Source organism: Streptomyces sp. NPDC087906 (assembly GCF_055584925.1).
Window position 1 is genome coordinate 396057 of sequence record NZ_JBVJLC010000002.1, and the last position, 12500, is coordinate 408556.

Annotated in this window: 10 protein-coding genes; 7 read left to right on the plus strand and 3 right to left on the minus strand. The window is 72.5% G+C overall.

Going from position 1 to position 12500, the window contains the following annotated elements; all coding sequences use genetic code 11:
- The first annotated feature begins 4 nt into the window (after positions 1 to 4).
- From ACZ63I_RS07090 to ACZ63I_RS07105, 4 genes are all read left to right on the plus strand, one after another.
- Positions 5 to 349, plus strand: coding sequence for a hypothetical protein (locus ACZ63I_RS07090; protein ID WP_469336183.1), 345 nt, complete (start codon positions 5 to 7; stop codon positions 347 to 349).
- A 122-nt stretch (positions 350 to 471) separates the two neighbouring features.
- Entirely contained in the window at positions 472 to 1182 is a 711-nt protein-coding gene (locus ACZ63I_RS07095; RefSeq protein ID WP_469336185.1) for a type 1 glutamine amidotransferase, read from the plus strand.
- A 332-nt stretch (positions 1183 to 1514) separates the two neighbouring features.
- The gene (locus ACZ63I_RS07100) at positions 1515 to 5348 is read left to right on the plus strand and encodes a S8 family peptidase (RefSeq protein WP_469336187.1); all 3834 of its coding nucleotides are present in this window, start codon (positions 1515 to 1517) and stop codon (positions 5346 to 5348) included.
- A gap of 235 nt (positions 5349 to 5583) precedes the next feature.
- Positions 5584 to 6585 carry a helix-turn-helix transcriptional regulator gene (locus tag ACZ63I_RS07105; protein ID WP_469336188.1) on the plus strand — a complete coding sequence of 334 codons (1002 nt, stop codon included), beginning with the start codon at positions 5584 to 5586 and terminating at the stop codon, positions 6583 to 6585.
- Positions 6586 to 6593: 8 nt separating this feature from the next.
- Here the strand turns inward: ACZ63I_RS07105 and ACZ63I_RS07110 are convergent, their stop codons facing one another.
- The 3 genes from ACZ63I_RS07110 to ACZ63I_RS07120 form a co-directional block, all read right to left on the minus strand.
- The gene (locus tag ACZ63I_RS07110) at positions 6594 to 8075 is read right to left on the minus strand and encodes a serine/threonine-protein kinase (protein WP_469336190.1); all 1482 of its coding nucleotides are present in this window, start codon (positions 8073 to 8075) and stop codon (positions 6594 to 6596) included.
- A 77-nt stretch (positions 8076 to 8152) separates the two neighbouring features.
- Positions 8153 to 8875 carry an aspartate/glutamate racemase family protein gene (locus ACZ63I_RS07115; protein WP_469336192.1) on the minus strand — a complete coding sequence of 241 codons (723 nt, stop codon included), beginning with the start codon at positions 8873 to 8875 and terminating at the stop codon, positions 8153 to 8155.
- A gap of 5 nt (positions 8876 to 8880) precedes the next feature.
- Positions 8881 to 10350, minus strand: coding sequence for an NCS1 family nucleobase:cation symporter-1 (locus tag ACZ63I_RS07120; protein ID WP_469336194.1), 1470 nt, complete (start codon positions 10348 to 10350; stop codon positions 8881 to 8883).
- 142 nt (positions 10351 to 10492) lie between these two features.
- On the opposite strand from ACZ63I_RS07120, the gene ACZ63I_RS07125 reads away from it, so the two are divergent.
- The 3 genes from ACZ63I_RS07125 (at position 10493) to ACZ63I_RS07135 (ending at position 12497) form a co-directional block, all read left to right on the plus strand.
- Positions 10493 to 11152 (plus strand): GntR family transcriptional regulator, encoded by a 660-nt coding sequence (locus tag ACZ63I_RS07125; RefSeq protein ID WP_469336195.1) that lies wholly within the window; start codon positions 10493 to 10495, stop codon positions 11150 to 11152.
- A gap of 98 nt (positions 11153 to 11250) precedes the next feature.
- A complete protein-coding gene (locus ACZ63I_RS07130) occupies positions 11251 to 11772 on the plus strand; it encodes a GNAT family N-acetyltransferase (RefSeq protein WP_469336197.1) in 522 nt (173 codons plus the stop codon).
- Entirely contained in the window at positions 11769 to 12497 is a 729-nt protein-coding gene (locus ACZ63I_RS07135) for a Type 1 glutamine amidotransferase-like domain-containing protein (protein ID WP_469336198.1), read from the plus strand. Before ACZ63I_RS07130 ends, ACZ63I_RS07135 begins: the two co-directional genes overlap by 4 nt.
- Positions 12498 to 12500 lie beyond the last annotated feature (3 nt).

Below are 12500 nucleotides of genomic sequence, written 5' to 3' on the forward strand. Positions count from 1 at the left end.
CCGCGTGGAACCGGACAAGGACAGTGCGCGAGGGCTGGCGCAGCTCGAGGGCTATCTCCTGTGGAGCACCGAGGTCCATGAGGCGCGGCGCCAGGCGGCGCTCTTCGCCGAGCAGTTGCCCTGGCTCACCACGGCGCAGCGCGAGGAGGTGGAACGGGTCTACGCGGCCGACCGGGTGCGGGTGTCACGGGCGGTGCTCGTCCGGATCCGGGAGCGCAGCGTGGAGCTGCGGGACGAGTACACGGCGCGCTACGAGCAGCTCAAGAGCCGCTGTGTGGCGCTCACCGTCGTCGCCGTCGGCGGCGCCGTGACGGGTACCTGCACGGCGCTTCCCCTGCTGACCCGCTGACGCCGCTCCCCGGCCCTGACCGGCCCGGACCGTCCGGCCGGGCCGGTCCGCCCGTCCACCTGTCTGAGAGGGTGGCAGGTGAACCGGCCCGCAGGGGGCCACTCGGAAGGGCAGGAACAGCCATGGCTTCGGCATCGGCGCTCGTCGTACAGCACGGGCCGGCGGGCGGCCCGGGACGCTGGGAGCGCTGGCTGGCCGAGGGCGGTCTCGGCCTGTCCGTCGTACCGGCGTACGACGGCGCGCCGCTGCCGCCGAAGCTGGCCCACCGGGCGCTGATCGTGCTCGGTGGTGCCTACCTCCCCGACGACGACGCCCGCGCACCGTGGCTCGCGCCGACCAGGGCCCTGGTCCGCGATGCCCTGGACACCGGGGTGCCGGTGTTCGGGATCTGCCTGGGCGGCCAGATGCTGGCGCAGGTCGCGGGCGGGACGGTACGCGGCGAGCACGGCACGCCCGAGTTCGGCAGCACCCGGCTGACGCTGCGCGCCGAGGCGGCGGACGACCCGCTGTTCCGGGGGCTGCCCGCGCATCCCACGGCGATCGAGAACCATGTGGACGCGATCACCGAACTGCCGCCGGGGGCAAGCTGGCTGGCCCGCAGCGAGCACTGCCCGTACCAGGCGTTCCGGCTCGGCGCGAACGCCTGGGGCGTGCAGTTCCACCCGGAGGCGGCGGCGGAGCGGATCAGCGGGTGGAGCACGGAGCGGCTGGAGAAGTACGGCGCCGACCGGACGGCACTCGCCCGCGCCGCCGAGCGCGACGAACCGGCGTCGGTGGAGGTCTGGCACGAGGTGGCACTGCGGTTCGCCGCGGTGGCGAAGGGCGAGGGCTGACCCTTCGCAGGAGCCGACCCGCCGGTCAGGAGCCGTTCGAGGGTCAGGAGCCGTTCGACGGTCAGGAGCCGTTCGACGGTCCCGTCGTACGGCTCCCTGGTTCCGGACGTTTCCCCGCCTTTCACGCGGGGCTCATCCGTCACACGGCTGTGACGGCTACGTTCCCGTCGGTGCGGCGGGCGCGAACGCCCGGTCAGCAGGGGCCAGGACCAGGGCTGGCGCCGTTGCGACATGTCCCAAGCGCGCCAGCCGGAATCCGTGACAGCCCGTCGTGAGCTGCCGGACTCTGAGCGGAGCACGTGACAGCGGCGTGGGACGAAAGGGCTGCACCTATGAGACGGACCCGCCTTTCGGCGGCGATAACGACGGCGTTGCTGATGACGGCGGGCGCCCTGGCACCCGCGTGGGCATCGCAGGCGCCGCACACCGGCAGCGAAGCGAGCGCCGGGGCCCGTTCGGCGGCCGGGCAGGCCGGCCCGACGGCGACCGTACGGCTGATCACCGGGGACCGGGTGACCGTCGGGGTCGGCCCTGACGGCAAGCGGACGGCCTCGGTCGAGCCCGGACCCGGCAGGGACGGTGTGCTGTTCCGGACCGCCGAGGAGGACGGCGAGCTGACGGTCCTGCCGTCCGACGCGCTCGACCTGGTCTCCACCGGCGCGCTTGACCGGCACCTGTTCGACGTCAGCGCCCTGGTGGCGCAGGGGTACGACGAGGCGCACAGCGACGGTCTGCCGCTGATCGTGTCGGACCCGGAGGCCGGGTCGGCGGCGGCCGGCACCGCGAGGGAACTCACCGCGCTGGGCGACGACACCGCGCCCTCGCGGCGTCTCACCAGCATCGGCGCCCGCTCGGTGCGGGTCGCCGACGGTGATCTCGCCGCCTTCTGGCACGAACTGGCGCCCGGCGACGGCGAGCTGACCGCCAAGCGGCTGTCGGCGACGCCCAAGGTGTGGCTCGACGGCCGGGTGAGCGCGTCCCTGGACCGCAGTACGGGGCAGATCAACGCGCCGGCCGCCTGGGCGCTCGGCTACCAGGGCAAGGGCGTCAAGGTCGCCATCCTGGACACGGGCGTCGACCAGACCCATCCGGACCTGGCCGGACGGGTGTCGCTGACCAAGGACTTCTCGGGCAGTGGCGGCACCGCCGACGTCTTCGGCCACGGCACGCATGTCGCGTCCATCGTCGGCGGCACCGGCGCCGCTTCCGGCGGCAGCCGCAAGGGCGTCGCCTCGCAGGCCGACCTGCTGGTCGGCAAGGTGCTCGGGGACGACGGCTTCGGCAGCGAGTCGCAGATCATCGAGGGCATGGAGTGGGCGGCGGCGCAGGGCGCCAAGGTCGTCAACCTGAGCCTCGGCTCTGACGAGACGACCGACGGCACCGACCCGATGAGCGCGGCGGTCGACAAGATCACCGAGCGTACCGGCACGTTGTTCGTGGTGGCGGCGGGCAACAACGGCGAGGCGGGGACGGAGACGATCGGCTCGCCCGGCGCCGCCGACGACGCGCTGACCGTCGGCGCCGTCGACCGCGACGACTCGCTCGCCCCGTTCTCCAGCCGCGGTCCGCGCGTCGGTGACGGCGCGGTGAAGCCCGATGTCACAGCTCCCGGCGTTGACATCGTTGCCGCGCGCGCGGCGGGTACGACGCTGGGCACGCCGGTCGACGAGTACTACGTCGCGGCTTCCGGCACGTCGATGGCGACACCGCACGTGGCGGGAGCAGCGGCGCTGCTCGCGCAGGAGCATCCGACCTGGGGCGCGCGGGAACTCAAGGACGCGCTGATCAGCACCGCCCACCCCGTGTCCGGCGATCTGCCGACCGAACAGGGCGGCGGGCGTATCGACTTGGCGAGCGCGACGACCGGCCCAGTCACGGCGACCGGCACGGTCGCACTCGGTCCGTTCCAGACGGGCGGCGCGAAGCAGTCGGCCGACGCCGCGAACGCCACGATCCATTACACCAACCAGTCGGACAAGGCGGTCTCGCTGCGGCTGACCGCCAAGCTCGCGACGACCGGCGGCCGTGAACTCGGCACCGGCGCGCTCACGTTCGGCAACGGCGCCGTACAACTGGCACCGGGCGCCTCGGCCGATGTGCCGCTGGGCGCCGATCCGGCGCGGGCCGAGCGGGGCGAGTACTACGGCTATGTCACCGCCGCCACGGCGGACGGCACGGTCGTCGCCCACACCACCGTCAGCTTCGTGGTGCACGGTCCGATCCACCGGCTCACCGTCACGTCCCTGGACAAGGACGGACACCAGGACGGATCGCTGCCGACCATCTGGGGCCCGGACGGGTTCGTGGACTACCTCAGCACCGATCCGGCCGTCGCCGAGGTCGAGGAGGGGACGTACCAGCTCAGCAGCTCGTCGGTCGACGAGGGCACCGACGGGCAGGAGTTGCGGAACGTCGTCCTGCCCGAGGTGAAGGTCACCAAGGACATGAGCGTCACGCTGGACGCGCGGAAGACCACCCAGGTGCGGATCCGCACGCCCAAGCCGGCCGAGCAGCGCGGCGCCCCGAGCTACCAGACCTACCGGCAGATCGACGGGCACAGCCTCACCCAGGGCGTGATGTACTTCGACATCGCCAAGCGGCTGTATGTGAGCCCGACCGCCAAGGTCACCGACGGCACCTTCGAGTTCGCTTCCCGCTGGCAGCTCGTCGCACCGCTGATCAAGGCGGAGGTCGTCGGCGCCGGCATCGATCTCAACCCGTACTACACCAACTCCTCGCCGCTCTACGCCGAGAAGGGCGTACGGCTGACGGCCGTGGACGCCGGTACGAGCGCGGCGCCGGACCTGCGGCCCGCCAAGGTGCGCGGCAAGCTGGCCGTCGTACGGGACGACGGCTCCGACGAGCGGCAGCTCGCCGACGCGGCGGCGAAGGCCGGTGCGAAGGGGCTGCTGCTGGTGTGGCCGACGAAGTACCCGTGGACCAGATGGCGTCCTGACTCGGAGCCCAACGCGCTGCCGACCGTGCGGGTGAGCGCCGAGGGCGGCGCGGCCCTGCTGGAGCGCGTCAAGCGCCGCAGCACCACGGTCGCCTTCTCCGGGACCGCGCGCAGCCCGTATCTCTACGACGTGATGCAGACCTCGGTCGGGCAGGTCCCGCAGAACGTGGTCTACACGGTCTCGGACCGCAACACCGCCCAGGTCCGCACCACGTACGCGGACAACGGCGGCCTGCCGTGGGCGAGCGAGCAGCGGTTCGGCTGGCGCCCGTACCAGGACTACGCCTGGAACCAGTACAGCCGTTTCGTGCCGACCGGCTTCCAACGCACGGAGTACGTGAGTGCCGACGACACCGCATGGCAGCACTACGTCAGCCACACCACCGCTTTCGACGTCGACGTGCCGCTCAACAACGGGATGCGGGACGCCCCGCGTTACTACAAGGCGGGCGCCAGGAGCGACGAGAGCTGGTTCGGCGCCGTGGTCCGGCCGTCGATCCCGGCCGGTACGGCGACCCCGTCCGCCCGCGAGGGCGATGTCCTGTCGCTGCGGATCCCCGAGTTCACCGACGCGACGGCGGGTCACTGGTCGCGCACGGTGGTCGACGGCGGCGGTATCGGTACGTCAGGTACGGCGGGTGCGGCGCAGGATCCGCTGCCGGCGGGTGACGCCTCGTCGGCGAAGCTGTTCCGGGACGGCGTCCAGGTGGCCACGGCCGACAGCGCCTGGGCCGATGTCGAGGTGGCACCCGGCGCGGCCGGCTACCGGCTCGACCTGTCGACGTCCCGCACCTCGGGGGAGTGGGCGTTCGGCACCCGTACGGCGACCTCGTGGTCGTTCCGCTCGGGTACGGCGTCGGCGCGGACCGCGCTTCCGCTGCTCCAGGTCGACTACGACGTACCGGTCGACGCGGACAACGCGGTGCGGGAGGGCCGCCGGCACGACATCGGTCTCACCGTGCGCGAGCAGCCCGGTGTGGCGGCTCCGCAGGGCGTCAAGGTACGGGTCGACGCCTCGTACGACGACGGCAGGACGTGGACGGCGGCGACCCGGATCGCCGACCGGGGCCGCAACCGGTTCGCCGCGACCCTGGAGCAGCCGAGGCGCACGGCGGACGACGCGTTCGTGACGCTGCGGGTGACCGCCACGGACAAGGCGGGCAACAGCGTCCGGCAGACCGTGGAACGCGCCTACCGCCTCGGCGGGTAGCACCCGGCCGGGGCCCGTCCGGCGGAATGGGGACGGGCGGGCCCGGGGCCACAGCGGCGGGTACGGGGGTCGACCGCCCCCGTGCCCGCCGCTTTCTGACGCTCCGGCACCCGGTGCCACCAGGCGTATAGTGCCGTTTCCTGGCGTCGGCGCCGACGGATCGGGCGACCCTGACCCTCTCGGCGCGGGCGCCGCCCCCTCGGACATGACGGCGGTGCGCCGGAGAGGAGCGGCAATGCTGGAGGCTGTGGGCCTGACCGAGACGGAGGAATCCGTCTACCGGCTGCTCGTGACGACGCCCACCGCCGCGGCGGACGAGATATCGGAGCGAGCCGGTCTCAGTCCGCACGAGACGGAGCGCGCGCTGGCCTCGCTCACCGACAAGGGCCTCGCGACCTGGACGGACCGCACCCCGCGCAGCTTTGCCGCCGCTCCCCCGGACGTCGCCCTGATGCCGCACCTGCAGCGCAGGTCGGACGCGCTCGACGAGGCACGCGCCGCCGTGACCGATCTGGTGGAGACGTACCGGCGTACCCGCCGCCGCAGCGACCCCGACCAGCTCATCGAGGTGATCACCGGCGCCGAGGCGCTGCGCCAGCAACTGCGGCAGATCCAGGACAACACCCGGCACGAGATGCTGTGGTTCTGCAAGGCGCAGTACGTCGCGATGCCGTCGGGCAGCAACAAGGCCGAGTTCGACGCGCTGGCCCGCGGGGTGCGCTACCGGGTCCTGTACGAGCGGGCGTTCTTCGACGACGCGGGGGCGGTCGACAACGTGGTGGAGGGGGTGCGGGCCGGCGAGATCGCTCGCGCCGTGCCGCATCTGCCGCTCAGGCTGGCGGTCGCCGACCGGTCCATCGCGATCTGCCCGCTGGTTCCTGGCGGCCCCGGCGGCAGTTCCGAGGAGCCGACGACGGCGCTGGTGCGCGGGAGCAGTCTGCTGGAGGCGCTGGTCGCGCTGTTCGAGCGGTACTGGGAGGACGCGGTACCGCTGGACGTCAGCGCTTCGGGCGAGGTGAGCGGTACGGACGGCACGACGCCTGGGCAGGTGCTGTCGGCGACGGACCGCCAGTTGCTTTCGCTGCTGGTGGCCGGGGTGGCCGACAAGGCCATAGCGAGTCAGACGGGGCTCAGCAGGCGGACGGTGCAGCGGCGCATCCAGGGGATGATGACGGCCGTCGGCGCGACGACCCGGATGCAGTTGGCGTGGCAGGCGGCCCGCAGGGGGCTGATGTAGCGCGGCCGTCAGGCCTCGGGCAGCTCGTCGGGCAGCTCGTCGGGCGGGGGCTCGGCCGGGTCGGCGGGTTCCGTGGGCGGGGGTGTGGCGGGGGCGGTCGGGCTCTGCGGGGGCGGGGTGGTCCCGGGCGGCTTCGACGGCGGGGTCTGCGTCGCGGGGGGTGTGGTGCGCTGTGTGGGCGGCTCGGCCGTGGCCGAGGGTTCGGGCGCCGGCGTGGTCTCCGTCTTCCCGGCCGGGCTCGCTGACCGAGCAGGGCCGGACCGTGCGGCGGGCCGGGCGGAGCTGCCCGCTTCCGCCGAGGCCGGCGGAGCGGGGCGGGCCTTCCCGGTGGCCGCCGCGGGCGGCTTGGGCTTCGCGGCCGCGGGGGTGCGGGGCGCCGTACTGGATCCCGCGCCGCGCTCCGTACCCGTGCTGTTCCCGTCCCCGGACGATACGGCGGTGAGGCCGGCGATCGAGACGGTGGCGACAGCGGCGACGACCGTACCGATGACGGCGTGCGCCCGGCGGACGCGCCACCGGCGGACCGGCGGCCGGCTCGGGTCGGGGGCCGTTCCCGGAACCGGAGCCGCTCCCCCGTGCGGGGCCGCCGCGGGCAGGGGACGGGTGGCGCGACGGGTGGTGCGCCGCGCGGCCCAGCGGTCGGGGGCTGCCAGGAATCCGGCGGCCTGCCGGGCGGTGGGGCGCTCGTCGCTGTCCTTGGCCAGCAGCCGCAGGACGAATTCGTCGAACGCCTCGGGCAGGTCGGAGTGGTAGCGCCCCGGCGGGTCGGGGGTCACGTCGACGTGCTGGTACACCATCGCCGTGGGCGTGTCCGCCTCGAACGGGGTGTGCCCGGAGAGGAGTTCGTACAGGACGCAGCCGAGCGCGTACATGTCGGCGGGCGGTCCGGCCGGGCGGCCGAGGGCGCGCTCCGGTGAGAGGTAGGCGCTGGTGCCGATGATCTGGCCGGTGGTGGTGAGCCCCGCCGACGACTCGTCGGCGAAGCGGGCTATGCCGAAGTCGCCTATCTTCACGGTGTCGTCGGAGTTGAGCAGCAGATTGCCGGGTTTGACGTCGCGGTGCACGACGCCCTGCCGGTGGGCTGCGGCGAGTCCTTCGGCGACCTGGCCGCCGATCCTGGCGGTGCGCCAGGAGGGCAGCGGTCCGTGTTCGGATATCTCGTCGGCGAGGCTGCGTCCCTCCAGCAGCTCGGTGACGAGGTACTGGCGGTCGGCCTCCGTGCCGGTGTCGTACACGGCGACCACATGCGGGTCGCTGAGCCGCGCCGCCGTCTGGGCCTCCAGGTGGAAGCGGGCGATGGCCGCTTCGTCGGCCTGCCGGTTCAGCAGCAGTTTGACGGCGACGGGCCGTCCCAGGACCTCGTCGACGGCCCGCCAGACCTCGCCCATGCCGCCGCGGCCGAGTCTGCTGAGCATCCGGTAGCGGCCGGCGAGCAGGAGGGGCGCCGTCGTCCCCGCGCGCCCCTGTGGTCCGTTGTCGTCAACGTGCATGGGAGGGACCCCCTGACAAACGGGTGCGCGGGCAAGGACGAGCGGTCATTGCCTTCTTGTGCCCCGTGTTCGCGACCTCATCCTGCCGTCCGGGGGGTCGGCCAGGTTCGCCGCTTGGGCAGTGGCCTGGCGTAACCCCCGGTACGGCTCGTGTTCAGCTCCAGGGCCACGAGCGACTCCGCGAGGCGGACGGCCGCGGCGACCCCGTCCACGACGGGCATGGCGAGGCGCCGCGCCAGCGCGGTCCGCAGTCCTGTCATTCCGGCGCAGCCGAGGACCAGCACTTCGGCGCCCGCTTCGGCGGCCCGTTCCGCCGCCGCCAGGAACGCCTGCGTGGTGCGCTGTTCGTCGCCGAGGTCGAGTACGCCGAGTCCGGTGCCCTCGACGGCGGCGCAGTTCGCCGCGAGCCCCGCCGTGTGGAGGCTGTCCTCGATCTGGCCGCGTGAGCGGTCGAGCGTGGTGACGACGCCGTATCTGCGCCCCAGCAGGCAGGCGAGATGGGCCGCGGCTTCGGTGATGTCGACGACGGGTACGTCGAGCAGTTCGCGGGCGCCCTCCCTGCCGTGTTCGCCGAATCCGGCCATGACGACGGCGTCGTACGGCCCTTCGTAACCGCGGAGCGTGTCGAGGACCGCGGCGGCGGAGAGATAGCTGTCCAGCCAGCCCTCGGCGGACTCGGGCCCCCAGCCGGGGGTGAGCCCGGTGATCGTGGTGCCCGGACTCGCGACCGTCCGGGCACCGCGCACGATCTCCTCGGTCATGGACCGGGTCGTGTTGCAGTTGGTGACGACGATCCGCACGCCGTTCAGACCTCCGCGAGTGCCGTGGGAAGGGCTTCGGCCCGTTCGGCCCTGCCCAGCGCCGCGTACAGGGCTGCGGCGGCAGCCGTACCGATGAACCAGGAGTACGGCGCGACGTCGCCGAAGTAGGGCACGAGCGCGAGTACGGCGGCGACGGCGGCGGACGGCAGGAACGCCCACAGCGCCTTGGGGTTGACGCCCTTGCGGTAGTAGTAGCGCGAGCCTGGACGTCCGTCGAAGAGCGCGTCCGCGTCGACGCGTCCGCGCTTGACCCAGTAGTAGTCGACCATGATCACCCCGAACAGCGGGCCGAGGAAGGCGCCGAGGCCGCCGAGGAAGTAGTTGACGACGTTCGGGTTGGAGTAGAGGTTCCAGGGGGTGACCAGCAGCGCGGCGACGGTGCTGATCATTCCGCCGACCTTGAAGGTGATCTTCTGCGGCCAGACGTTGGCCAGGTCGTAGGCGGGTGAGACGAAGTTCGCGACGATGTTGACCCCCATCGTGGCGATGGCGAAGGTCAGCGCGCCGAGGACCAGCACCCAGGTGTTGCCGACCTTCGCGACGAGCAGCGCGGGATCGGTGATGGCCTCGCCGAAGACCTCGATGGAGCCAGCGGTGACGACGACGGAGACGATGACGAACGCCGTGGAGTTGATCGGCAGGCCCCAGAAGTTGCCCCGGCGCACCGTGCGCTGGTCGGGCGCGAAGCGGGAGAAGTCGCAGAAGTTGAGCATCAGCGTGCCGTAGGTCGCGAGGATCAGCCCGATCGCGCCGAACCACTGCCGGACCTGCTCCCCCGTGGAGACGGGGTGCGGGGTCGAGGTCAGGGAGATGCTCCAGCCGGCCTTGGCGAGCACCCAGACGGCGAGGGCGATCATCACGAGCCAGATGGCGGGTCCGCAGAAGTCCTGGAACTTGCGGACCGACTCCATGCCCTGCCCGATGATCAGCGCCTGGAGGACCCAGAGGGTGAGGAAGGAGGTCCAGCCGAGCGCGTCGAGCCCGAGGAAGGAGTGGTGCGTCCAGGAGACCAGGCCGGGCGCGGCGGCGAGCAGCATCACGTTGACGGCGACGGACGCGAGGTAGGTCTGGATCCCGTACCACATGATGGCGATGACGGCGCGGATCAGCGCGGGGATGTTGGCGCCCCAGACGCCGAAGCTGATCCGGCTGACGACGGGGAAGGGGACGCCGTGCCGCTGGCCGACGCGGCCCATCAGATTCATGCCGACGTAGATGATGACGAAGCCGACGAGCAGCGCGGTGAAGATCTGCCAGGCGTTCATGCCGAGGACCAGCAGCCCGGCGGCGAAGGTGTAGTTGCCGAGGTTGTGGACGTCGGACATCCACATCGCGAAGAGGTCGAAGACCTTCCATTTCCGGCTGCCGGCCGGGGCCAGGTCGGCGTTGGTGAGCCGGGGGTCGGGGACGAACGTGCTGGTGCCGGTGGCTGCTGCGGGGTCTGCGAGGGACACGGAGCCTCCCGATGAGGGAACGGGGACGGGCGTGTTTGGTATACCAAACACGCCGTCATGGTCCCGCCGCCGAGTGCCGCGGGCCGTGTCCCGGCGGTTACGGCTCCGTAAAACGGCCCGCGCTTCGTGGATCATTGGCACCATGACCACCGCCGAACCCCTGGGCGCCGTGCGCGCGCGGGTACTCGCCGAGCTGCGGAACGACATCATCGGCGGCCGGCTGCGGCCGGGCGACCGGCTCGTCGAGCGCGAACTCGCCGACCGCTTCGGGGTGTCCAGGGTCCCGGTGCGCGAGGCCGTACGCGCGCTGGTGGCCGAGGGTTTCGTCCTCTTCGAGACGCCGCGCCGCGCCGTGGTGCGCCGGCTCACCCCCGGGGACGTGGCCGAGCTGTTCGAACTGCGCGAGGCCCTGGAGGTCTACGCCGCGGGGCTCGCCGCCACCCGCGCCGACCGCGCGGGGCTGGCGGAGCTGGCCCGGCTGCTCGACGAGGCAGCGTCGGCGACCCGTACCAGCGACGCCGAGCGGATCACCGACATCAACACCCGCTTCCACGACCAGGTGCTCGCCATGGCGGGCAACAGCCTGATCGTGTCCGTGCTGGAACCGGTCGACGGGCGGCTGCGCCTGCTCACCCGGCAGAACGAGGAATGGCCGCAACTGCTGAGCGAGCATCGCGAGTTGTACGCGGCCATCGCCTCCGGCGACGCGGACCTGGCGCGCACGAGCGCGCTCGCCCACGTACGCGCCAGCCATCGGGCGACCGCGCGCCACCTCTTCGGCGACGGCGCGGGCGCGCCGTAGCGGCCCGGAATTTCCCGGGCCGCGCGCCGGTTGCCCGGAGGTCGCGGGCACAATGATCGCGTAGCCCGCCCCCTTACGCAGAGAAGTGCGAAGAGTCCATGGAAATACGCCCCGTCTCCTTCGGCCACCCCGACGCCGTCAAGCTCAACGACCGCGTGCAGCTCGAATACGCCGAGCGCTACGGGGACGGCGGCGATGTCACGCTGCTCGATCCCGACATGTTCGCGCCGCCGCGCGGGCTGTATCTGATCGCGTACGACGAGTACGGCACCGCGCTGGCCACCGGCGGCTGGCGGGCCCAGGACCGCAACGACACCGGGTACTCGGACGGTGACGCGGAGATCAAGCGCATGTATGTGACGCCGGAGGCCCGCGGCCTCGGTCTCGCCCGGCGGCTGCTGGCCGCGCTGGAGGCGGACGCCACCGCGGCGGGACGCACCAGGATGGTGCTGGAGACCGGCACCAAGCAGCCCGAGGCCATCGCGCTCTACGAGTCGAGCGGCTACGCGCCGTGCACCAAGTTCGGCGAGTACCGGTTCGAGCCGCTGAGCCGCTGCTACGCGAAGGCGCTGAACCCGCCCGTCCCTGACGCGCCCGGCACGGCAGGTGGTACGGCATGAGCGCGCCGGAGCCGACGATCGTCGCCACCTCGGGCGGGCTGCGCCTCGGTGACCGTACGCGCGTGGCGTTCGACGCCCTCGCCCATCACGCCGTCGAACTGTCCGGCGTCCACGGCCGCCGGCCGCGGGTCATGTACGTGGGGACGGCGATCGGCGACGACGAGCACTTCGCCGCGCGTATCACCGAGGCCGCACGGGTCGCCGGGTTCGACCTCACGCCGTTGCAGCTCTTCCCGATGCCGAACATCGAGGACATCGGGGCGGCCGTGCTGGAGCAGGACGTCGTCTGGGTCATGGGCGGTTCGGTGGCCAATCTGCTGGCCGTGTGGCGGGTCCACGGACTCGACACGATCCTGCGGACCGCCTGGCAGTCCGGCGTCGTGCTGACCGGGGTCAGCGCGGGGTCCATCTGCTGGTTCCAGGGCGGTACGACCGATTCCTTCGGCCCCGAGCTGCGCCCGGTCACCGACGCGCTCGGCTTCCTGCCCTACGGCAACGGCGTCCACTACGACAGCGACAAGGGCCGCCGCCCGCTGGTGCACCGGCTCGTCGCCGACGGCACCCTGCCGCTCACCCACTGCACCGACGACGGGGTGGGCCTCGTCTACCGGGGCACCGAGCTGGTGGAGGCGGTGTCGGAGGCGCCGGGCAAGGGCGCGTACATCGTCAGCCGTGCGGGTGACCGGGCCGTCGAGGAGCGCATCGAACCCCGCCGGCTGCCCTGATCT